At 42.2% G+C, this 24137-nt stretch carries 22 protein-coding genes and 1 other RNA gene; 6 read left to right on the top strand and 17 right to left on the bottom strand.

The annotated features are described in order from the left end of the window. Positions 1-12 precede the first annotated feature (12 nt). The 6 genes from ACWPW6_RS06585 to xerD form a co-directional block, all read right to left on the bottom strand. Positions 13-549, bottom strand: a complete 537-nt coding sequence (locus ACWPW6_RS06585) for a hypothetical protein (protein WP_154625090.1) — start codon at positions 547-549, stop codon at positions 13-15. Positions 550-1178: 629 nt separating this feature from the next. Further along, the gene (gene lysS / locus ACWPW6_RS06580; RefSeq protein ID WP_154624309.1) at positions 1179-2696 is read right to left on the bottom strand and encodes a lysine--tRNA ligase; all 1518 of its coding nucleotides are present in this window, start codon (positions 2694-2696) and stop codon (positions 1179-1181) included. Between the two features lie 7 nt (positions 2697-2703). Next, positions 2704-3805, bottom strand: a protein-coding gene (gene prfB, locus ACWPW6_RS06575) for a peptide chain release factor 2 (RefSeq protein WP_154624310.1) whose coding sequence is annotated in 2 segments (ribosomal slippage) — positions 2704-3726 and positions 3728-3805 — 1101 coding nt in all. Because the reading frame shifts where the segments join, the coding sequence is not laid out codon by codon here. Between the two features lie 137 nt (positions 3806-3942). Then, the gene (gene recJ / locus ACWPW6_RS06570) at positions 3943-5676 is read right to left on the bottom strand and encodes a single-stranded-DNA-specific exonuclease RecJ (RefSeq protein ID WP_247047060.1); all 1734 of its coding nucleotides are present in this window, start codon (positions 5674-5676) and stop codon (positions 3943-3945) included. Positions 5677-5685: 9 nt separating this feature from the next. Further along, positions 5686-6387 (bottom strand): bifunctional protein-disulfide isomerase/oxidoreductase DsbC, encoded by a 702-nt coding sequence (gene dsbC, locus ACWPW6_RS06565; RefSeq protein ID WP_154624311.1) that lies wholly within the window; start codon positions 6385-6387, stop codon positions 5686-5688. 19 nt (positions 6388-6406) lie between these two features. Further along, positions 6407-7330, bottom strand: coding sequence for a site-specific tyrosine recombinase XerD (gene xerD, locus ACWPW6_RS06560; RefSeq protein WP_247047071.1), 924 nt, complete (start codon positions 7328-7330; stop codon positions 6407-6409). An 84-nt stretch (positions 7331-7414) separates the two neighbouring features. On the opposite strand from xerD, the gene fldB reads away from it, so the two are divergent. Then, positions 7415-7933, top strand: a complete 519-nt coding sequence (gene fldB, locus ACWPW6_RS06555) for a flavodoxin FldB (protein ID WP_154624312.1) — start codon at positions 7415-7417, stop codon at positions 7931-7933. Between the two features lie 44 nt (positions 7934-7977). On the opposite strand, the gene ACWPW6_RS06550 is transcribed toward fldB, so the two are convergent. Further along, on the bottom strand, positions 7978-8388 hold the full coding sequence (locus tag ACWPW6_RS06550; RefSeq protein WP_163860914.1) for a protein YgfX: 411 nt from the start codon (positions 8386-8388) through the stop codon (positions 7978-7980). Then, a complete protein-coding gene (gene sdhE / locus ACWPW6_RS06545) occupies positions 8369-8635 on the bottom strand; it encodes an FAD assembly factor SdhE (protein ID WP_154624313.1) in 267 nt (88 codons plus the stop codon). Before sdhE ends, ACWPW6_RS06550 begins: the two co-directional genes overlap by 20 nt. A gap of 253 nt (positions 8636-8888) precedes the next feature. Between sdhE and ygfZ the strand changes: the two genes are divergently transcribed. Continuing rightward, entirely contained in the window at positions 8889-9878 is a 990-nt protein-coding gene (gene ygfZ / locus ACWPW6_RS06540; protein ID WP_154624314.1) for a tRNA-modifying protein YgfZ, read from the top strand. 11 nt (positions 9879-9889) lie between these two features. Further along, positions 9890-10510, top strand: a complete 621-nt coding sequence (locus tag ACWPW6_RS06535; RefSeq protein WP_154624315.1) for an HD domain-containing protein — start codon at positions 9890-9892, stop codon at positions 10508-10510. Positions 10511-10606: 96 nt separating this feature from the next. On the opposite strand, the gene gcvP is transcribed toward ACWPW6_RS06535, so the two are convergent. The 7 genes from gcvP to ACWPW6_RS06500 form a co-directional block, all read right to left on the bottom strand. Then, positions 10607-13483: an aminomethyl-transferring glycine dehydrogenase gene (gcvP, locus tag ACWPW6_RS06530; protein ID WP_163860913.1), complete on the bottom strand. Its 2877-nt coding sequence runs from the start codon at positions 13481-13483 to the stop codon at positions 10607-10609. A 92-nt stretch (positions 13484-13575) separates the two neighbouring features. Then, positions 13576-13968 carry a glycine cleavage system protein GcvH gene (gene gcvH, locus ACWPW6_RS06525; protein WP_154624331.1) on the bottom strand — a complete coding sequence of 131 codons (393 nt, stop codon included), beginning with the start codon at positions 13966-13968 and terminating at the stop codon, positions 13576-13578. A 54-nt stretch (positions 13969-14022) separates the two neighbouring features. Next, positions 14023-15117 (bottom strand): glycine cleavage system aminomethyltransferase GcvT, encoded by a 1095-nt coding sequence (gene gcvT / locus ACWPW6_RS06520; RefSeq protein ID WP_250000246.1) that lies wholly within the window; start codon positions 15115-15117, stop codon positions 14023-14025. A 505-nt stretch (positions 15118-15622) separates the two neighbouring features. Continuing rightward, positions 15623-16852, bottom strand: coding sequence for an FAD-dependent 2-octaprenylphenol hydroxylase (ubiI, locus tag ACWPW6_RS06515; protein ID WP_154624318.1), 1230 nt, complete (start codon positions 16850-16852; stop codon positions 15623-15625). Between the two features lie 25 nt (positions 16853-16877). Next, a complete protein-coding gene (ubiH, locus tag ACWPW6_RS06510; RefSeq protein WP_250000244.1) occupies positions 16878-18056 on the bottom strand; it encodes a 2-octaprenyl-6-methoxyphenyl hydroxylase in 1179 nt (392 codons plus the stop codon). A 29-nt stretch (positions 18057-18085) separates the two neighbouring features. Next, positions 18086-19402 (bottom strand): Xaa-Pro aminopeptidase, encoded by a 1317-nt coding sequence (gene pepP / locus ACWPW6_RS06505; RefSeq protein ID WP_154624320.1) that lies wholly within the window; start codon positions 19400-19402, stop codon positions 18086-18088. Between the two features lie 273 nt (positions 19403-19675). Next, positions 19676-20251: a YecA/YgfB family protein gene (locus tag ACWPW6_RS06500; protein WP_154624321.1), complete on the bottom strand. Its 576-nt coding sequence runs from the start codon at positions 20249-20251 to the stop codon at positions 19676-19678. 174 nt (positions 20252-20425) lie between these two features. Between ACWPW6_RS06500 and zapA the strand changes: the two genes are divergently transcribed. From zapA to ACWPW6_RS06485, 3 genes are all read left to right on the top strand, one after another. After that, positions 20426-20755, top strand: a complete 330-nt coding sequence (gene zapA, locus ACWPW6_RS06495) for a cell division protein ZapA (protein ID WP_154624322.1) — start codon at positions 20426-20428, stop codon at positions 20753-20755. A gap of 111 nt (positions 20756-20866) precedes the next feature. Continuing rightward, a non-coding RNA gene (ssrS, locus tag ACWPW6_RS06490) (6S RNA) lies at positions 20867-21048 on the top strand. 142 nt (positions 21049-21190) lie between these two features. Further along, the gene (locus ACWPW6_RS06485; RefSeq protein ID WP_250000243.1) at positions 21191-21781 is read left to right on the top strand and encodes a 5-formyltetrahydrofolate cyclo-ligase; all 591 of its coding nucleotides are present in this window, start codon (positions 21191-21193) and stop codon (positions 21779-21781) included. 40 nt (positions 21782-21821) lie between these two features. Here the strand turns inward: ACWPW6_RS06485 and serA are convergent, their stop codons facing one another. Both serA and rpiA read right to left on the bottom strand, forming a co-directional pair. Beyond that, positions 21822-23072, bottom strand: coding sequence for a phosphoglycerate dehydrogenase (gene serA, locus ACWPW6_RS06480; protein WP_250000241.1), 1251 nt, complete (start codon positions 23070-23072; stop codon positions 21822-21824). 380 nt (positions 23073-23452) lie between these two features. Further along, the gene (gene rpiA / locus ACWPW6_RS06475) at positions 23453-24109 is read right to left on the bottom strand and encodes a ribose-5-phosphate isomerase RpiA (RefSeq protein WP_154624325.1); all 657 of its coding nucleotides are present in this window, start codon (positions 24107-24109) and stop codon (positions 23453-23455) included. Positions 24110-24137: the final 28 nt, after the last annotated feature.

Genomic DNA, 24137 nt, shown 5'->3' with positions numbered 1-24137 from the left:
TTAGGTTAATTCTCATAATCCACTAATTTTTTCCAATGTTGATTCGGTAGACAAGACTGAGTTATAACGAACTTTGGCACAAAGCACCTTTGTTTTAGCTTCTATTGCCATCTGTAATAATTCGATCGTATCTGGACTCGCTGTTGAGGAGACTTGTTTATAGAGTTGATTTATTTCGCTCACCTCTTTAAACGAACCAACTAAGCGATTGTAATCTGCTGGCGACAGTGTTTTTAAAGCATTAAGCTCTTTAATGCAGGTATTTAAATGTTGAAATGATTCTTGGTCATTTCCAGTGGCATTTAATCCCATCGAACGCTGTTCTGTCGGTTTTTTACTAATAGCCGAGTTTAAAGCAGACTGGGAATCAGCATAGGAATAATCCATATACTGCTGTTTTGTTTCAGAAGAATTAGAAGCAGATGCGGTTGAGGTTATCGCTTCCTTTTTCTCTGTATTATCCGTGTGATAGCCCAAAGAACAGCCAGAGAGCATCGTCGTCCCAACTAAAAGCAGAGATGCAACAATAAATTTATCTTTTAAAAACATATGGTTACCTTACCAGCACTTTTTCTTCGCTATTATAATGAGATCCAAGAAACCTAGTGTAAGCTAAAATTTATCTATTTTCTATAATCCCCAATCTAGAAATAGATTCATCTCATAAATTTTGGTTAATTATTTTAATCTTAGCATTAAATCAGAACTAACCACACTCTTTTTAATGTGACAATAAACTAAAGAACACTTAATTTGAGTTTTATAAATAATCACGACAACAAATTATCATCTTACAAACCGAGTGGTAACTTTTATTTGGTAAATGATCTGTTATCTCAAGCGAGTCGCTATAGGAAATTGATTTTTCGAATAAAGTAAAATATTTCAATTGAGAAATATTTTCTAACAAAAAAATAAATTGACAGCGTTACACGATTGGCATTGGCTTAAATAAATTACACTTAATATGTTATCAATATAATTTATATTGATTATGTGTTTTTACCTACTTGGGAATAATAGATAATCTATATCTATTACCATACAAATATATCACTCAATCAGTTTCACTTAAGTTACGATTTTATCGTGTTAGACGGTCTTCTTTTATGAATTAAATAGTTTGGGATGAGATAAAATTATGCCCAGAAATATCTGGGCATAATGATGGTATAAAATTAAGCTTTAGATGGGCGTAATGCAGGGAATAAAATAACATCACGAATAGTATGGCTGTCGGTAAACAACATCACCATACGGTCAATACCAATGCCTAACCCAGCAGTTGGTGGTAAACCATGTTCTAATGCCGTCACATAGTCTTCATCATAGAACATTGCTTCATCATCGCCTTCATCTTTATGACGAACTTGTTCAGCAAAACGTTCCGCTTGGTCTTCTGCATCATTCAACTCAGAAAAACCATTACCGATTTCACGGCCACCAATAAAGAATTCAAAACGATCCGTAATAAACGGATTGTCATCATTACGACGTGCCAAAGGCGAAACTTCCGCTGGGTATTCAATGATAAACGTTGGCTGGATCAAATGACTTTCAGCAACTTCTTCGAAAATTTCACACTGAACACGTCCTAATCCCCAACTCTTTTCAATCTTAATACCAAGAGATTGTGCAATCGCAACCGCTTTATCCATGTCATCCAAATCGGCAACATTGGTTTCAGGACGATACTTGCAAATGGCTTCTTTCATTGTCAATTTGGCAAATGGTTTGCCAAAATCGAACTCTTGATCACCATATTTCACCACGGTGTTACCAAGTACTTTTTGCGCTAGCGTACGGAATAATTCCTCGGTCAAGTCGATCAAGTCGCGATAGTCCGCATATGCCATATAGAGTTCCATCATAGTGAACTCAGGGTTATGACGTGGTGATAAACCTTCATTACGGAAGTTACGGTTGATTTCAAACACACGCTCGAAGCCACCAACAACCAAACGCTTTAGATATAGCTCAGGCGCAATACGCAAGTACATGTCAATATCAAGTGCATTATGGTGGGTAATAAATGGACGAGCAGAAGCACCACCAGGAATGACCTGCATCATTGGTGTTTCAACTTCCATAAAGCCTTTGCCTACCATAAAATTGCGTAATTCGGCCAAGATTTTAGAACGAACCATGAAGGTATGGCGTGATTCATCATTAGCAATTAGGTCAAGGTAACGTTGACGATAACGAGTTTCCTGATCGGCTAGACCGTGGAACTTGTCTGGTAACGGACGTAATGCTTTGGTTAACAAACGCACTTCGTGGCAGTGAACGGTTAATTCACCTGTTTTGGTTTTAAATAAGCGACCTTTTGCACCTAAAATATCGCCTAAATCCCATTTCTTAAATTGTTCGTTATAAACGCCTTCCGCTAAATCATCACGAGAAACATAAATTTGAATACGACCACCCACATCTTGCAGTGTCGCAAATGATGCTTTCCCCATAATACGGCGCGTCATCATACGGCCCGCAATGGCAACTTCGATGTTTAAATCTTCGAGTTCTTCTGCGGATTTTTCATCGTACTGTGCGTGGATCTTATCCGACGTGATATCACGACGGAAATCATTTGGGAATGGAACCCCTTTTTCACGTAAAGTGACCAGTTTTTCTCTACGTGTTTTTAATTCGTTATTCAAATCGGGGGCTTGTTCTGCGCCCTGTTGTTGCTGAGACATTTTTTCCTCACAGGCCAGCTTTCAAGCTAGCTTCAATGAATTTATCCAAATCACCATCCAGTACGGCTTGCGTATTTCGCGTTTCCACACCAGTACGTAAATCTTTAATACGTGCATCATCAAGGACATAAGAACGAATTTGGCTTCCCCAACCAATATCCGATTTATTCTCTTCCATCGCTTGTTTGTCAGCATTCTTTTTCTGCATTTCCAGTTCATACAGCTTCGCTTTCAACTGGCGCATAGCTTGATCTTTGTTTTTATGTTGCGAGCGGTCATTTTGACACTGGGTCACAATATTGGTCGGTATGTGGGTAATACGTACCGCTGATTCTGTTTTGTTGACGTGCTGCCCACCTGCACCAGACGCACGGTACACATCAATGCGTAAATCAGCTGGGTTAATTTCGATATCAATATCGTCATCAACTTCTGGGTAAATAAATGCTGAACTAAATGAAGTATGACGACGCCCACCAGAATCAAAGGGACTTTTACGAACTAAGCGATGAACACCGGACTCGGTTTTAAGCCATCCGTACGCGTAATCCCCAATGACTTTAATTGTTGCGGATTTTAAACCGGCAACGTCACCGTCTGACTCTTCAATAATTTCTGTTTTGAAACCTTTCGATTCAGCCCAACGGAGATACATACGCATCAGCATACTTGCCCAATCTTGCGCTTCCGTACCACCAGAGCCGGCTTGTAGATCGATATAGCAATCGGCACTGTCATATTCACCAGAGAACATCCGGCGAAACTCAAGTTGTTCTAATTTGCCCTGTAGCTGATTTAACTCTTCACCCGCTTCATTAAAGGTATCTTCATCATCGGCTTCAATTGCCAGTTCAAGTAAACCTTCCACATCTTCAAGGCCTTGAGTCAGCTGATCGATAGTATCGACGATAGCTTCAAGCGATGAGCGCTCTTTACCTAACGCCTGTGCTCTTTCAGGCTCATTCCAAACATCAGGTTGTTCAAGCTCTGCGTTAACTTCTTCTAAGCGTTCTTTCTTGGCATCATAGTCAAAGATACCCCCTAAGAACCGCTGTGCGCTCAGACAAGTCCTGAATCTTACTTTTTACTGGGTTTATTTCAAACGTCATTTTTCAATGTCTTATGTTTGGTCGTTATAAATAGAATGAATTCTTTAGAAACCGTCAATTATAACGAAATTTCCGCAAAGTTTATAGCACCATGAAAATCAATATTGCAATAAACACGCTCGGCTAAGGTAAACGCATTATTCGGGCCAAATATGTTCAATCATTAATTGCACACTCTTTTGCCCTCGAAACTCATTCACATCAAGTTTAAACGCTATCTTAGCGCGTTTGACACTATGGTCAGGCCACCGCCGTACATCGATATTAAACATAATGGCATCGAGCATCGGCCCACCACTGACAGGTTCTAACATCAATTTAAGATGACGCTCACCGACGATTCGTTGTTGTAAAAGTTGAAAGTGCCCATCAAACACAGGCTCGGGGAATGCTTGCCCCCACGGGCCACTTTCACGTAACAGCTCTGCTGTTTCTAGCGTGTACTCATTCTGTTTCAATTCACCATCACTCCAGACCACACCGGCTAATTGTTCAGGATGAATGAGCTCCCCCATCAATAACTCAAAATGGTGCTTAAATAATTCAAATTTAGTTTCCTCAAGGCTTAGCCCGGCTGCCATCGCATGTCCACCAAATTTTTGCATAAGTCCAGGCTGTAAGGTATTTAAACGCTCTAATGCATCGCGCATATGTACACCGGGCACTGAGCGTCCAGAACCTTTGAGAGTGCCATCTCCTGCGGGCGCAAAAGCAATGACGGGACGATGGTATTGTTCTTTAATTCTTGAAGCCAAAATACCCACCACACCTTGATGCCATTCGGGGTGATAAATCGCCAGACCATTCGGTAGCTGGCTGTCTCCATACTCAATTTTATTAAATAAAACAGAGGCCTCTTGCTGCATACCCACTTCAATTTCGCGTCGAGCTTGGTTCAAACCATCCAGTTCGTTAGCCAGTTCTCTCGCATAAGCCATATCATCAGTCAGTAATAATTCAATACTGACTGACATATCATCCAAACGGCCTGCCGCGTTCAATCGAGGGCCTAACGCAAAACCAAAGTCATTGGCGACTAGGCGAGAACATTCTCGCTTTGAGACTTCAATAAGCGCTTTAATGCCCGCACAGCAGCGCCCTGCTCTTACTCGGTTTAATCCTTGATGCACTAAAATACGGTTATTTGTATCAAGAGGCACCACATCGGCAACCGTTCCAAGCGCAACTAAGTCTAAATATTCGGCTAAATTAGGTTCTTTTAGGCCTTGCTTAACAAACCAGCCTTCTTGTCGTAATTTCGCTCGTAATGCTGACATCAGATAAAATGTGACCCCGACTCCCGCTAAGGATTTAGAGGCAAACTGGCAGTTTTCTAAATTAGGATTAATGATCGCATCTGCCTTGGGTAACGTTTCTCCAGGTAAATGGTGGTCGGTAACTATCACTTTAATATCAAGTTGATGGGCAAATTCGACCCCTTCATGTGAGGAGATACCATTATCAACGGTAATGATAAGGTCGGCCCCTCGATGATGGGCTTCCTCCACGACTAAAGGGGTTAATCCATAACCATTTTCAAATCGATTTGGCACAATGTAATTTAGGTTTGCATACCCCATCGCTTTCAAGGCGCGCATCGCGAGTGCGGTACTCGTTGCACCATCAGCATCGAAATCACCAACAATCGTGATAACGCGATGGTTTTCGAGTGCGTCATACAGCAGTGATAGCGCATGATCGATACCTGATAATGCACGGTAATCCAATAAGTTAGCCGCTTTACGTTCTAATTGAGCAATATCGGTAATGCCTCTATGGGCATAAACTCGCTGAAGGATCTCAGGAAAACCGTCCAACGTTTTCATGTCATCCGCGAGTGTTCGCCGTTGTAAAAAAGTTTCTACATTCACGATAGTTAACTATTTTTGTTCGAGTATTTTTAAAAGATCATCAGGGGCTAAATAACCTGAAAGCAGCTGGCCATCAGGTAAAACAATCGCTGGTGTACCTGTCATTTTAAACTGGCTACCGAGTTTCATATGTTTACTGAGATCAATTTTACAGTCATCAATGATCGCCACTTCATCGCCCTTAAATGCTTTAGTTAACGCATTTTGAGGCAATGCATTACACCAAATTGATGCCATCTGTTTTGCTGACTCATGATTTAAACCTTGTCGAGGATATGCGAGGTAGCGTACTGTCACGCCTTTATCATTGAGTTCACCCACAGACTCATGAAGTTTTTTACAGTAACCACAGGTGATATCGGTAAATACCGTCACGACATACTTCTCTTTCGGAGCCTTAAATACAATCATTTCATCTTTTAATGCATCAGCCTTTTTCAGTAACGGCTGATTCGAAATATTGACTGGTACTTTGCCGCTTAAATCATAAATCGGTCCTTGCACCAGATATTTACCATCATCAGTGACATAAATAATGCCATCTGAGGTATCGATTGTGTTTAACCCCACGATTGGCGATGGCTTAATTGATTCCACAGATATGTTATACCTTGCCAGTTTTTCTTCGATAACCTTATCGTCAGTTGCAGCAGGTATCGATGTGGAAAATGTCGCAATGCAAGCTGCCCATAATAATAATTTACGTTTCATAATTATCCTTTTACGCACACTACCCCCGTGGGTGGTGTTGCTCATGTAACACGCGCAAACGTTCTGTTGCGACATGTGTATAAATTTGTGTAGTAGAGAGATCACTATGTCCTAACAACATTTGCACAACGCGTAAATCTGCGCCGTGATTCAATAAATGGGTCGCAAATGCATGACGTAGAACGTGGGGTGATAATGCTTCAGAATCTATATTCGCAATCACAGCATAATGCTTAATACGGTGCCAAAATGTCTGGCGCGTCATTTGAGTGCCACGTTTACTTGGAAATAGCACATCGCTAGCCTTGCCGTTCAGTAATTCAGGTCTACCTTCTTGAATATATTTTTCCACCCAATAAATAGCTTCTTCTCCCAATGGGATCAACCGTTCTTTATCGCCCTTCCCGACGACGCGAATAACACCTTGCCGCAAACTCATATCAGAGAATGTTAACCCGACCAGCTCAGAAACACGTAACCCACAGGCATACAGGACTTCAAGCATTGCCTTATCACGAAGCTCCAGTGAATCTTCAATTGCTGGGGCATTCAGCAAATCTTCAACTTGTTGTTCGCTTAAATCTTTTGGCAAGCGCTGCGGTATTTTAGGTGCTGCAATCACCGCTGAAGGGTCATCGTTCCGTATTTTTTCACGGCATAAATATTGAAATAACCGACGAATCGCGCTCAGCAAACGCGCTGAACTTGCTGCTTTATAACCACTATCAATACGTTCAGCCAGAAAAGCTTGCAAATCTATCGATTGAACATTTTCTAAATGCAATTGGTTCGCGTCTAACCATTTATCGAGTGATTGCAAATCTAAACGATAAGATGCTAAGGTATTTTCAGCGAGATCCTGTTCCAACCAAATTGTATCAAGAAACTGCTCAATTAATGGATTAAGTTGTTTTATTTCCACGCTACCTGTGTTCCCCTTCATCATTACCACACAATCGAGTCTGCCCGAATAGCATTCATTCTGTTACAATACCTCTCTACTGCAATGAAAACTAGTTACATTAACATGAAAATAGGTCTCTTTTACGGTTCTAGTACTTGTTATACCGAAATCGTCGCTGAAAAAATACGCGATATCCTCGGCGACGATTTAGTGACATTACATAACGTCAACGACACACCTCCTGAATTAATGGAACAGTATGACACCTTAATTTTGGGGATCCCTACGTGGGATTTTGGTGAAATACAAGAAGACTGGCTAGCCATTTGGGATGCACTTCCCAAACTTGATTTGAACAACAAGATTGTTGCCATGTATGGGATGGGCGACCAAATTGACTATAGTGAATGGTTTCTCGATGCACTCGGTATGCTTTACCACCAGCTAAAACCAACAGGGGTTAAATTTATCGGTTTCTGGCCACTCGATGGTTATGAATTCGAAAGTCCTAAACCATTGACTGAAGATGGAACACAATTTGTTGGTTTAGCGTTAGATGACGTTAACCAATTTGAAGAAACCGATGAGCGTATTGCCAAATGGTGTATGCAAATTTTAACCGAGCTGGAACAATTATTGTAACTATCTAATAGTTATATTTTCTATTACTGCAATATTATCTAAGATTAAATATCTGGATATTGCAGTAATAGTTGATTTAAATTACGCCAGCTTTCTTCAGATAACGCATCCTTTGCTATCCATAAGCGGATTTTCTGTTGCTTACCTTGTAGTGCACTTAGCGTCAATAATATACCAACACGACTACACCACGGTTGCTTAATAATATTCCACTCGTTTTTTTTCCATTGCACCTTGTTGCCATTCACGAGCACTGCGGTGCCTTTAATTTTACTGATACTTTTTTGGCTTTTAGCCCAACTTGCAATCACAATGGCAAGTAAAGGTAACCAGACCATGGAATTACCTGGCGCCCACGGTGCTACCAATAAAATAAAACCTACCAGCCCGTGTGCACAGGTTGAAAAAAGTTGTGTCTTCCATGAAATGGAAAGATTAGATTTCCACAGGACCACGATTTTTATTTCTTTCCTGAATCAATTTAACCATACCAAACAACTCTTCATCATCTGGACGCCCGTGATTCATTAACCAGTTAAATAGGTCTGGATCAGCGCACTCAAGTAAACGGACGAAAGTCTGTTTGTCCTTATCGGAAAGGCTATCATACTCATACTCAAAGAATGGCATGATGGAAATATCCAATTCACGCATACCACGGCGGCAAGCCCAATGAATTCTTGCTTTGTTCTCTATATCCATTCCGTTACGACCTTACTTTGTTACATTTAACTGATAAGATTGATTATTTTCAACACTCTAACAGATAATCGATTAGGAAAACATGACCTATAGTACAATGTCGCTAATTTCCATGCCTCATGGCGCTTTTATCTAAGAATGATAATTAAAAATATTGAATAATTGATGGTGCATCATAATAACTACTTGCAATGTTATCCAGCTCTTTTACCATTAACCACCTTCTGATCAGAAAGAAAAAACAGGTGAAATCATGACTACTGAAGTTGCTCACTCTCAACAATTCCCCCTCGATTCTCAGTCTTTACCACTTATATTGATTTCACTGGAAAACTGGGGGCTGATTCACTCACATGGCCTTGATGCTGAAAAATACCTTCAAGGGCAAGTGACTGCCGACGTGGCCGCATTGACACCCTCTCAACATACCTTAACCGCCCATTGTGACCCAAAAGGTAAAATGTGGAGTAATTTACGTCTATTCCACCATCTTGATGGCTTTTCTTATATCGTAAGAAACAGCCTCATCGAGAGCCAGTTAGCGGAACTGAAAAAATACGCGGTTTTCTCAAAAGTGACCTTTGAACAAAAAAATGATTTGAAGCTACTTGGTATTGCCGGAGAAGGCGCTAAAGAGGCACTCGCTCGTGTGTTCAGTACCCTCCCCGATGCTGAAAATCAAGTTGTCGTTGATGGAGACTCTACGATCCTTCACTTTGCACTCCCCAAAGAGCGTTTTCTCGTTATTACTGGCAATGATTCTGCCGAGAAAATATCGAATGCACTCAATGCTCCTATGGTAGGCGATGACCAATGGCTTTCTTTAGACATTGAAGCGGGGTATGCAATTATCGATCAAGCAAATAGCGCGCAACACCTGCCACAAGCTACCAACCTACAAGCACTGCCTTTCGGAATTAGCTTTAAAAAAGGGTGTTATACCGGACAAGAAATGGTCGCTCGTGCGAAATTCCGCGGTGCAAACAAACGCGCGATGTATTGGCTAAAAGGCAACTCAACCTCCGTACCTGCGATTGGTGAAGGCGTTGAATGGCAACTTGGTGACAAGTGGCGTCGTACAGGCACAGTGCTTGCCGCAGTCAAATTAGCAAATGGTGACGTCAACATTCAGGTCATTATGAATAATGACATGGAAGCAGACAGTGTCTTTCGTGTTATTGGCGATGAAAACAGTCACCTGACTATCCAGCCACTCCCATACTCTTTGGAAGAAGAACAATAATTGAGGTTTTTATGTCATCAGTAACAGGTAATAAGCCAGTAGACGTGTTAAATTTTGGCGATTTTACCGAAGTGATCCAATTCTTAATGGAATTGGATAAGCTAAAAAGTGTTTATCGCAAAAACAAGTTGCTCAACAATGAAAGACAAGAAAACACAGCGGAACATAGTTGGCAATTCGCGATGGCAGCGATGAGCTTTGCCCCTTATGTGAAAGGGGTGAATGTTGATCATGCCATCAAATTAGCCTTGGTTCATGATGTGGTTGAAATCGATGCTGGTGATGTACTGGTTTATGATGTTGCCGCACGAGAAGCAATCCGCGAACAAGAGGTAAAAGCGGCTGTGCGTATTTTCGGCCTGCTTCCCTCTCCGCAAAATGAACAATTTTTAGCCTTGTGGAATGAATATGATGCGGCTGAAACGTTAGATGCTAAGTTTGCCAACGTCATTGATAGAACCATTCCAATGCTTTTAAATTTACATAATCAAGGGCAGAGCTGGGTTGAAAATAATATTCGTCTTGAGCAAGTTATCGCTCGAAATGAGTTTATTGAAGAGGTTTTCCCTGAGTTTTGGGAGCAGTTGTTACCACAATTAAAAATTGCTCAACAAAAAGGCTGGTTATTGTAAGCCTCTCTTAAAATAACAAGACCCCCAATCATTGATTATTCAACGATTGGGGGTCATTTCTAATAGACTACTCGCTTGTTACTGCCAGCAGACTGACTAAATATAATCTTCAATCGGCACACACGAACAGTGCAGATGACGATCGCCATACACATCATCCAAACGTTTCACGGCAGGCCAATATTTGTTAGCTTTGGTTGCTGAAGTCGGGAACACCGCCAACTCTCGACTATAAGCATGTTCCCATTGCTCAACAAGCTCTGTTTGAACATGTGGAGCGTTCACCAAAGGGTTATCCTCTAGGGTCCACTCACCATTAGCGACTTTGTCAATCTCATTACGAATCGATAACATTGCTTCGATAAAACGGTCAATCTCAACAAGGCTTTCAGACTCCGTTGGCTCAATCATCAAGGTTCCCGCAACAGGGAATGACATCGTTGGCGCATGGAATCCATAATCGATCAGACGTTTTGCGATGTCTAATTCACTGATCCCTGTATCCTTCTTAATCGGGCGCAAATCAACGATACATTCATGCGCGACATAACCATCGCGACCGGTATACAGGATGTCATAGCGACCTTGTAAGCGTTTAGCTATATAGTTTGCATTTAAAATAGCGACCTGACTCGCTCTTCTCAAACCGTAGGAGCCCATCATGCGGATGTACATCCAGCTGATAGGTAGGATAGAAGCACTGCCAAATGGTGCTGCTGAAACGGCGCCTTGTTCCGTAACCATCTCGTGCTCAACCACGGAATGCCCCGGTACAAATGGTGCTAAATGTTTTTTCACACCGATGGGTCCCATGCCCGGTCCACCACCACCATGAGGAATACAGAACGTTTTGTGTAAATTCAGGTGGGAAACATCGGCACCAATATAGCCCGGTGTTGTCAGACCAACTTGAGCGTTCATGTTAGCACCATCAAGGTACACTTGCCCACCAAACTGATGAACGATTTCACAAACCTCTTTAATACTCTCTTCGTATACCCCATGCGTTGACGGATAGGTCACCATCACACAAGAAAGATCAGCACGATGTTTTTCCGCTTGTTGACGTAAATCTGTCAGGTCAATATTGCCTTCGTCGTCACACCGCACCACCACGACTTCCATACCCGCCATATGTGCCGATGCAGGGTTGGTACCATGCGCTGAGGCAGGGATCAAACAAATGTGACGATGACCTTCATTTCGACTTTCATGATAGCGTCGGATAGCCAATAGTCCCGCATACTCACCTTGTGCGCCGGAGTTAGGCTGCATACAAACCGCATCATACCCTGTCAACTGAACAAGCCAATGCGATAGCTGTTCGATCATTTGATGGTAACCTTGCGCTTGTTCTGGTGGGCAGAAAGGATGCATTTCACCAAATTCAGGCCAAGTGATGGGTAACATCTCAGCCGCCGCATTCAGTTTCATGGTGCAAGAACCTAATGGGATCATCGCCTGATTCAGCGCTAAATCTTTACGCTCTAAGCTATGCATATAGCGCATCATTTCCGTTTCACTGTGATAGCGATTGAAATTTGGATGTGACAAAATCACATCATTTCGTTGCATTGCAGGGCTAATCGCACTCTCAGCAGATGCAACCTGCTTATCCAGTTTTTCGAAATCTAACTTTTGCTCACTACCCGTGATAATAGTGAATAACTCATTCAAATCTTGTCGTGTAGTTGTTTCATTAAAGGTAACACCTACAGCGCCATGAATATCACTACGCAAGTTAACTTTCGCTTTTTCTGCACGTGCGAGAACAGCTGCTTTATCTGCAACTTCGATAGATAAGGTATCAAACCAGCTGTGATGGCGTAACGTAACCCCCGCATCCTCTAACGCTTTAGCAAAAATAGACGTAAAACGATGAATACGTTCTGCAATCAATTTTAACCCTTGTGGGCCATGGTACACCGCATACATAGCCGCGATGTTTGCTAACAGAACTTGAGAGGTACAAATATTTGAGTTCGCCTTCTCACGACGAATATGCTGTTCACGAGTTTGCATCGCCATACGTAATGCCGTGTTACCCGCCGCATCACGAGATACCCCAATAATACGACCGGGCATGGCACGTTTATATTCATCACGACAAGCAAAGAACGCTGCATGTGGGCCACCATAGCCCATAGGCACACCAAAACGTTGCGCCGAGCCAAATACGATATCGGCCCCCTGTTTTCCAGGAGCCGTTAGCACCACCAGAGCCATCATTTCAGCCGCAACACAGCTAATAATCTTACGCGCTTTTAATTTAGCCAACAGCTCGCTGTAATCATGCACCTCACCTGTCGACCCAACTTGCTGTAATAAAGCGCCAAAAACACCCTCGTGCTCAAGCACTTTTTCTGCTTTATCAACAATCACTTCAAAACCAAATGTGTTCGCTCGAGTACGGACTACATCCAATGTTTGAGGGTGAATATCATCTGCGACAAAAAAACGTTCAGCTTCTTTCAGTTTACTGATCCGTTTTGCCATTGCCATTGCTTCTGCGGCCGCTGTCGCTTCATCTAAGAGGGAAGCGGACGCTAGCTCTAAGCCAGTTAGATCAATGGTTAATTGTTGGAAGTTTAACAAGGATTCTAAACGACCTTGAGAAACTTCAGGTTGATAAGGGGTATACGCTGTATACCAACCCGGATTTTCCAGTAAGTTACGTAAAATCACAGGCGGTAAAATGGCTGGGGCATACCCCATGCCAATATAATTTTTATAACGTTTATTCAGGCTTGCAATCGCTTTCAACTCGGCAAGTGCTTCTTGTTCCGTCGCACCACTGCCTACTCTGGGCGGTTCAGCTAATAAAATCGCTTTCGGGACAATATCGTCCGTTAATGCATCAAGGGATGTGGCACCCACAGTGTCCAACATGGTTTTTACTTGTTGTTCTGAAGGACCGATGTGGCGTTGAATAAATTCCGAACGGTTTTCTAATTGACTCAGAGACATCGTCATATCTATGTTCCCATTCCTAATATCTGCAACAACAGGGTTGGTATAAAAGCAAAACGCCCCGTAATTACAGTCATTACGGGGCGTTAGTTGTGTTATTCGTCTTCTTCGAGTAACGCAGAATAAGCATCTGCATCTAACAAATCAGCTAATTCTGACTCATCAGAGATTTTTATACGGAAGATCCAACCTTCTTGGTAAGGCTGTTCATTGACTAACTCTGGAGAGTCACCAAGAGCTTCGTTAACTTCAATGATTTCTCCACTTAGTGGAACATAAATATCCGATGCCGCCTTAACAGATTCTACAACCGCACATTCACTACCAATATCCACCGAGCTTCCCACTTCAGGTAGATCGACAAACACCATATCACCTAATAATTCTTGTGCATGCTCAGTAATACCTACGGTGTATACACCATCACCTTCATGACGGACCCACTCATGTTCACGGGTATATTTCAGCTCAGCAGGAACATTACTCATCATCAACCTCACTCTTATTTACAAATTTTTTAGATAGATAGGATTTAACTCGTCTTAAACAAGCGCCTTTCCTTCCCGAACAAATCCCGGTTTTACCACCTCAACTGGCATTTCTCGGTTACGTATTTCAACAATAGCTTTATCTTGTATTTCTTTTGGTACACGCGCCAAAGCAATACTAAAACCGAGCGTTGGCGAAAAAGAGCCGCTAGTAATGACGCCTTCTTGTAATTTGCCTAGATCGTCAGTAAAACGTACCGTTTGACCCGCCCGTAATATGCCTTTTTCACGCATTACGATACCAACTAGTTTTTCTGTGCCTTGTTCTTTCAACTTCTCTAATGCTTCACGCCCAATAAACTGGCGCTCTTCAGGTTTCCAAGCAATCGTCCACCCCATATTGGCGGCCAGCGGTGAAATGCTTTCATCCATATCTTGGCCATATAAGTTCATACCGGCCTCAAGACGTAGCGTATCACGAGCCCCTAATCCTGCTGGATGCACACCGGCTTTAACTAGCTGACGCCAAAAATCAATCACTTGCTCTTTCGGTAAAGCGATTTCATACCCTTTTTCGCCCGTATAACCGGTTGTCGCAATGAACAAATCATCAACTTGAATACCATAGAAAGGTTTCATGTCAGCAAGTTGTGCACATTGCACTTGAGTCAGCAGAGAGTGAACTTTTTGTTGTGCTGTAGGGCCTTGAACGGCTAATAGCGCAAGATCATCACGAACGTGAATAGAAACGGCATATGATTTAACATGCTCTTCAATCCATGCAATATCTTTATCACGGGTTGCAGAGTTGACGACAAGACGATAAAAGTCATCATCAAGATAATAAACGATCAGGTCATCAATCACGCCACCAGAGGCATTTAGCATGCCGGTATAGAGTGCTTTTCCCTTATCAGTCAGCTTGGCAATGTCATTTGCCAAAAGATAGCGAAGGAAATCACGGCAACCTTCACCATGTAAATCAACAATAGTCATGTGGGAGACATCAAACATCCCAGCCTCGGTTCTCACTAAATTATGTTCATTGATTTGTGAACCGTAGTGCAGTGGCATCATCCAACCATGAAAGTCCACCATTTTCGCACCGCAAGCAATATGTTCATCATATAGCGGGGTCTGCTTTGCCATGAATACCCTCTTTACATTTGAATAAGATAGGGTGAGCGTTACGCTTTTTTATGCAGAGAAAAAGACCTATGACTCCACAACCAATAACGCTACGCAAACGATAACATCTTATTAAAAACTACCACTGTTTTTAGTAAGAAACCATTAAAAAAAATAGGGCTACCGATACTCTGTATTACTGATTACAAGGGATATAATCCAGCTAAATTTGTTAAAAAATTGAGAATGATCACTCAATACCACCATATTTGGTGTAAAAGAGTAGACTTAATCAACGTGTGTTCACAGAAGTTAGCGAAAAATCAATCTTAGCACTCAGTCATAAAATTAGTAAAACTAATCCGAAAACTGATTGTAATTAGAATTTCTCAGTCATTGACAATTAAATTAATGATGACATTAAAAACCGTAAGGCATGGTGAGCCATCACATAAAAATGGGTATTTTTAACCTATCAGGAAGGAAAGATTGGTGGAAAATATGGCCACCAATCTATAGAACGGGATTATTCCGCGGAATCAATTTGAATTTTTTGTAGCCACTCAGGCATATCAAATAAGCCCATAGCATGGTTAAGAAGTTGGGGTTTAACACCAGGTAAACTATCCGCGAGCACTAAGCCTAAATCGCGGAATAATTTTTTAGCGGGGTTATTGCCATCAAACAATTCACGGAACCCTTGCATGCCCGCTAACATCAACGCTGCACTATGCTTACGATGACGTTCGAAAGTACGCAAATAAAAATATTGTCCAAAATCTTTGCCTTCACGATGTAATCGTTTGATTTCACCGAGTAACATCGCCACATCCATAAAGCCTAAGTTAACGCCCTGTCCAGCCAGTGGGTGGATGGTGTGTGCGGCATCCCCGAGAAGCGCTAAACGTTGCGCGGCAAATTGACGTGCATACCGTCCTGTTAGCGGAATAGTCAATCTATCGCTTTCTAAATGACACAACCCTAAGCGGGTATCAAACGCCACAGCCAATTCTTTTTCAAAACTGGCTTTATCAAGCTGCTGACGTCTAGCCGCTTCTGTTGCAGGTTGAGACCACACAATAGAACAGAGATGAGGGTCAGTTAAAGGAAGGAATGCAAGTATCCCTTTCCCATCAAAAGCTTGACGTGCTATGGCCTCATGAGGTTGTTCCGTACGAATAGTCGCCACTAACGCCGTGTGCTCATAATCCCAAAACGTCAATGGAATATCTGCATGCCCACGCAACCAAGAGTTCGCACCATCGGCTCCAACAATCAACCTTGCTGTAAGCATTGAGTCATCAGAGAGTGTAATAAACACATCATTTTCCCCCCAAACCACCTTTTGAATCGTTGCGGGAGCGAATAAAGTGATATCTCGGGATGACGAGGCCTTTTGCCAGAGCGCATCTCGGATAACATGATTTTCAATAATATGCCCTAAATGGGAAAGATTTTGCTCTTTAGCAGAAAACTGGATACGGCCAAAACTATCGTTATCCCAGACCTCCATACCTTTGTAGGCCGATGCTCTCATCGATTTAATCGTTGACCAAACAGCTAAATAGCTTAATAACTTTTCACTTGCTGCGTTAATAGCAGAAACCCTAAGGGTGTATGGTTCATTCTCAGAAAACGGCTGTTTTGCTGGCTGAGGTTCAATAACAGCAACACGTAATCCTGTTCCTTCTAAACCACAAGCCAATGCTAACCCAACCATACCACCACCGGCGATAACCACATCAAACGATTGCATATTTTTATTCCTCTTAGTTTTGTGGTTATTGTTCCGCGACCCAGCCAAGTGTTTGACGAGCTAAAACATCACGTACTGACGGTAACATTTCCATTGCCATTAAACCTAAATTACGTCCAACCACTAACGGTAAACAACGATTTGCAAACACGCGCACTAAACCATCAGTCATTGTCACGGTTCGTTCTCTATCAATAGCTCGCGCTTGCTGATAGGTATTCAAAAGTGCATAAGCACCGATATCCTGCCCTTGTTGATGGGCGGCCACCACCGACTCAGCCAACTGCATGACATCACGGATCCCCAGATTAAAACCTTGACCTGCGATAGGGTGTAATGTTTGAGCCGCATTTCCCACCAAAACGGTGCGATGACTAATCGGATTTAACGCTTTTCGAAGTGATAACGGATAACAAAAACGGGTACCAACCTGAATGATTTTACCCAGACGCCATCCAAAAGCTTGTTGCAGCTTAGACATGAAGGTTTCATCATCCCACGTTTTGATAAGTTCCGCTTGCGCTTGTTGATGACACCATACTAAGGAGCTGCGTCCATGCGACATGGGTAATAACGCGAGTGGGCCAAATTCAGTAAAACGCTCAAACGCTTGCCCTTGTGGGTCAATTGATGTTTTAACATTCGCAATAATCGCCACTTGACCATAGTCATCCTGCTGCCACTGTACATGGCATGCTTGACCGACGGCTGAATGACTCCCATCCGCGGCCACTAAAAGAGCCCCTGAAAGGGTTTCACCGCTATCTAAGGTTACTGTAACGCTATCGTTGTGCCGTTGAATGTTTTCAACTTTTGCGGGGCAATACAACGAAACGCCCGCTGCTTTATGCAATAAATCAAATAACCGTGCACCGGCGTCATGTAACTCAATCACACTCCCTAATTCTGGAATATGGTAATCCTGTGCATGGATATTAACGAAACCAGCATGGCCTCTATCGGAAACATGAACATGAGTTATTGGTGTGACACAGTCAACGAATGAATCCCAAATACCAATTTTAGATAACCGCTGACATGTTCCATGAGCAAGTGCAATCGCCCTAGCATCAAACCCTGGGTGCTTTTCTTCTGGTAAGGCGGCCTCTACCAGCGAAACTGATAACCGTCCTTGGCTTAATGAAGAAATAGCCAGAGCCAAGGTTGCCCCTGCCATTCCACCACCAACAATAATCACGTTCATGTTGTATTTATTACCTTATTACAGCTTATTTAAGCATTGTTAGCTGCGGCCATTAATGCTTCTATTTCATCAGGGTCCTTCACCACTAAATCGGTCAAGTTTTCATTACCCGTTTCGGTAATCACAATGTCGTCTTCAATACGAATACCAATACCGCGATATTCTGGTGGTACATCTGCTTCAGGCGCAATATACAGTCCAGGTTCAACCGTCAATACCATTCCAGGTTCTAGAATGCGATCACGGTCAACGCCATAGAATCCAACATCATGAACATCTAACCCCAGCCAGTGGCTTAAACCATGCATAAAGAATGGGAAGTGTGCTTTGTTTTCGATCAATTGATCGACATCGCCATGTAAAATACCCAGCTCCACTAAGCCTTCCACTTTAATTCGAATGATTTTTTGTGTCACTTCATGAATGCTGGTACCTGGGCGATACAATTCTAAAGCGGTATTTAATGCTTTAAGAACGATATTGTAAATCGCTCGTTGTGGTTCAGTAAACTTACCATTTACAGGGAATGTACGGGTGATATCGCCTGCATAGCCATCAAACTCGGCCCCCGCATCAATTAACACCATTTCCCCATCTTTCATTTCACATTCATTTTCGGTGTAATGCAAAATACACGCATTTTCGCCACTACCAACAATCGAATTATACGATGGAAAACGTGCACCATGACGCGTAAATTCATACTCCAACTCGCCACAGAGTTGATATTCATACATGCCCGGCCGACACGTTTTCATTGCACGAATGTGCGCTAATGCGGATATCTCACCAGCCTTACGCATCACGGCAATTTCAGCTTCTGATTTAAATAGACGCATTTCATGTACCAAAGGACGCCAATCAATGATTGTCTGTGGAGCTCGTAAGTTACGACGTCCCCCTTTGCGTAAAATATCGAGCGCGCCGAAAACTAACTTATCCGCATATTCAAATTCGCCTTGTGCATGATAAATGACATCAAGACCATTTAATAACTGATACAGTTGCTCTTCAATTTCATCAAAAGGCAGTGCTTTACTGATCCCTAATTTTTCCGGCGCAGCCTCTTGCCCTAACCGACGACCAAACCAAATTTCTGCGGTCAGGTCGCGAACACGGTTAAAGAGAACGGTGTGGCTGTGTTTTTCATCACTTTTAATTAACAGTAAAACGGCTTCAGGCTCACTAAACCCCGTCAAATAAAGAAAATCACTGTGCTGGCGATACGGGTATTCACAATCCGCGTTGCGTTGAGCGACGGGCGCTGAAAAAATAATAGCGGCACTTGCTGGCTCCATCTGAGCCAATAATGCGTTACGACGAGAAATAAATTCCTGTTTATTCATACCGTTTCTGCCTTATTATCTAGACTGTTGAGTTGAACGTTATACCTTTCTATTTTAAGCATATAGACTCGCCATTCTTCAAGTTGCCTCAGTACTGACACCATACAACGCTTTGAATGACGATGACTTCGCAAACATCCTAAGCTTCTTTCGAGTGTCACCTAGCAACAAGAAATTAGAGTACAACGGCAAGCGCTTAATCTGTATCTGTTTTGCCTTGTAAAGCGCAATTTAGCTCAAATAAGCAAATAGACTTAACAAAGCCAGACAGTATTAATGAAGAATAGGTTTATTATTCGCCGCTGTTTGCACTTTTTTGCCTTCGGTGAAAGAGATATAGCAAAGCTGTACAGCGACTCTGACATACTCCACCACCTCTTCCAACGCCTGTTCAAGCTCTTCTTGGTCTTCATCCTCATCGTAACCAAGCATGCCGATATTACGTAAATCAGTGATCACTTCACTGACTTCTTTTTTATCCGCTAATTTAGGTTGCGCCACACCAATTCCTAGTAAGAAATGATTAACCCAACCCGCTAAAGCATCCGCATGATCAAATACAGACGCATTGTCATCAGGAAAAAGCATAGAAAAAGCAAATTCGCTTTCATCTAACACTTGAAAAGTCGTATCGTAGAGTTCACGTAGCGGTTGAGCAACCGCTTGAGGGAAGGCTAAACCGTCATTAGCCAAATCATGGACTAATGTCTGCCAGCCGCCATCGCGGCTACCACCGCAAATCAGCCCAGTAATTAAGCCATGAATTTCTGCGGCGGTAAGTGCGATAGAATATTGTTGGAGAAGATTGTCCAACGTTTCATAGTTTGGTAAAGATTTTTGTATAGACATCTGAATTCGTCATGTTAGCTAATCATTCATGATATGCTACCATCAAGGATGGTCGCTGTACCAGTAAGCTTTTGAACTGTCTTTTGAATAAAGCAACCAATACTAGTGAAATAACATCTATTACTTTACGCCGAGCATTGTATTTGCGGCGAGTCCTATTCGTATGGAGGTATCATGTCCGCACAACCTGTTGACATTCAAATATTTGGGCGCTCAATGAGAGTCAACTGCCCTGTCGAACAAAAAGAAGCCCTGATTGCATCAGCCCAAGAACTTGAGCAACGCCTTCAAGATCTTAAAGATAGAAGTGGGGTCACCAACACAGAACAGCTTATTTTTATCGTTGCATTGAACGTGTGTCACGAATTAACACAAGAAAAGACAAAAACGCGTGATTATGCATATAATATGGAAGAGAAAATAAAAATGCTGCAACAAACCATTGAGCAAGCATTACATGATCAGGTGAAAATTACTGAGAGGCAGGTTATGCCTATCGGCTAAATTTGCTTAATAATCATACATTAGTATAAAAAAATAAACAAAAATGGGGTTGCTTTTTCAATCCAAACTCATACAATGAAGTACATAGAGTAACGATATGTACTCAAACAAATTTCTCTGAGATGCTCGTCAGTGGGTAAGTCCCCTGAGCCGATATTTCAAAAAAATAGAATGTGGTTATTGCGCTGGTGAGCACGCCTGATTCGCTCAGGAAGCCTAAAGGTTGCTAAACTGCGTTCACCTTGAACCAAGGGTTCAAGGGTTACAGCCTACAACGGCATCTTGGAGACCCTCATTTTTCTGTGACACTTCCCCCTGAGTTTACGTCTAGTACTACCATCTCGCGCTCATTACGCTATACTTCCAACGCTTACTCACAAATTTATCAACCCTTTAATAATAATAGCGTTAATAGCCTCTGAGGTTGCGGATCTTATGGAAGATAAGTTATCAGTCATGCGTCAACAAATTCGCCAATCCGTTCGTCAATTACGCCGACAGTTGACTCCAGAGCAACAACAACTGGCCGCGAAAAAAATCGTACAGCAGACTTTATCTCACCCTAAAATAGCTCAAGCGCAGCACATTGCTTTGTTTCTTTCTTTCGATGGTGAGATCCATACCCAGCCCTTAATCGATGCACTCTGGCAACAGGATAAAAAAGTCTACCTACCTGTATTACACCCCTTTAGCCGTCATCATCTGCTGTTTTTAAACTATGCGCCAACGACGCAATTAATCAAAAATAGATTTAACATCGATGAGCCACCACTCGATGTCACTCAAGTGCTACCTATCAATCAGTTAGATATCATGATGATCCCATTAGTTGCCTTTGATGAACAAGGCCAACGTTTAGGCATGGGGGGTGGCTTTTATGATAGAACCTTAGCTAACTGGCAACAGAAAGGCTTTTACCCCATTGGTTTGGCACACAATTGCCAGCGCGTTCCCTTGCTCCCTGTGGCACATTGGGATATCCCGCTACCTGAAATTATTACGCCCCAAAAAATATGGCACTGGTGATCCAGTGCCATCATGTGTATTCAATCTCGTTGGTTAACGATTAATATAATAATCGTGCACGGATCGTTCCCGGCAATTGTTTCAATTTAACCAAGATATCGTCAGCGTGGTCAGGTTGTTGAGTGATAATATCAATAACAACGTAACCTACGTTTCCTGAAGTACGTAAATACTGACCAACAACGTTGATATTATTTTCAGTAAATACTTGGTTAATGCTATTCATCATACCAGGACGGTTTTCGTGAATATGCAGTAAACGGTTAGTATCTTCTGTATGAACTGGCAGAGAAACTTCAGGGAAGTTCACCGCAGAAAGCGTCGAGCCATTGTCTGAATATTTCGCTAATTTACTTGCGACTTCTAGCCCAATATTTTCTTGCGCTTCTTCCGTTGAACCACCGATATGCGGAGTCAAAATCACATTATCAAATTTGATTAGCTCACTAATGAAGGGATCATTCGGGTCATTATTAGCAGCAGGCTCAGTCGGGAAGACATCGACAGCGGCACCCGATAAATGTTTACTCTCAAGGGCATCGGCTAAAGCAGGAATATCAACGACTGTTCCGCGTGAAGCGTTAATGAAAATAGCCCCTGGCTTCATCAATTCAAACTGCTCTTTTGCAAACATATTCTTGGTGCTCACTGTTTCAGGCACATGCAAGCTGACCACATCACTCATGTTCAATAGCTCAGCCATTGAGCGCACCTGTGTCGCGTTACCAAGAGGCAGTTTATTTTCGATATCATAAAAATAAACATCCATACCAATGCCTTCAGCCAATATACCTAGCTGAGTACCGATATGACCATAACCCACAATCCCTAGACGCTTACCGCGCGCTTCAAAACAACCTTTAGCTTGTTTTTCCCAAATACCGCGGTGCGCTTTCATGTTCGCTTCAGGTATGCGACGTAACAATAACAGTAATTGACCAAGCACCATCTCAGCGACAGAACGGGTATTTGAGAACGGTGCATTAAAAACTGGGATACCGCGTTTAGCCGCAGCATCTAAATCCACTTGGTTTGTACCGATACAAAAACAACCAACAGCAACCAATTTTTCAGCTGCTGCAAAAATATCTTCAGTCAGATGAGTACGGGAACGAATACCAACAAAACGCGCATCTTTAATTGCTTCTTTTAATTCTTCGTCCGACAACGCACTTTTGTGATATTCAATGTTGGTATAACCTGCTGCTTTTAAATTATCAACCGCGCTTTGGTGAACCCCTTCCAATAGTAAAAATTTAATTTTGTCTTTTTCCAAAGATACTTTGACCATTTACCCTACCCTATCATGCTTAAGATTTGTAACAGATGAACTGACCGTGTACCAACATAGCAAAAAACGGCACAGTATCAATACAATCGTTTGCCTAGTCCCTCTCACTAAACGCGATGAAAAAGAAGTAATATGGTAGAAAATCAGGGTGAGTAACACAAAATAAGGATTTTGCCTGCACTATAAGCATTAGTGTGAGATATATCACCAAAATAATCATAAATAAAAATTAGTGAAATTTTTTACGGGTCAGTGATACCGCTAAAATAGATAACAAAAATCCATGCCACATAAAAAATAAGCCAACCACATAATGGCTGGCTTATCTGATTGACGGCTAGGTAAGGCGATGACAATCAAATCATGATTGTCATGCTAATTTATTTAATGGTTTTAACACCGGCAGACGTTCCCATTAAAACAACATCAGCACCGCGATTTGCAAATAGGCCTACCGTTACAACGCCTGCTATCCCATTGATTTTATTTTCAAGAGCAACGGGGTCAACAATGCTAAGGTTGTGAACATCTAAAATAACATTACCATTATCTGTCACAACATTTTGACGATATTCAGGTGTTCCACCTAACTTAACAAGCTCTCTCGCAACATAGCTACGCGCCATCGGGATCACTTCAACAGGCAGTGGAAATTTGCCCAATACATCCACTTGTTTTGACTCATCAACAATACAAACAAATGTTTTAGAAATAGCTGCAACGATTTTTTCACGTGTTAAAGCCGCTCCACCACCTTTGATCATATTCATATGATGGTCAATTTCATCTGCACCATCAACATAAACATCCAGTGAGTCGACATCATTACAGTCAAGTACAGGGATACCTAATGATTTAAGCTTAGCGGTTGATGCTTCAGAACTTGATACCGCGCCTTCAATTTGGCCTTTCATGGTCGCCAGTGCATCAATAAAATGAGAAGCAGTAGAGCCTGTGCCAACCCCCACGATCGTACCCGGTTTTACGTATTCTAATGCTGCCCAACCTACTGCTTTTTTTAGTTCGTCCTGAGTCATGCCCATGCCTTCTATTATTTTTCACAAG

It is taken from the genome of Providencia sp. Marseille-Q8014, from assembly GCF_965112055.1.
Note: the sequence above shows the minus strand (reverse complement) of the source record. Positions and strands in the feature narration are given on the sequence as shown.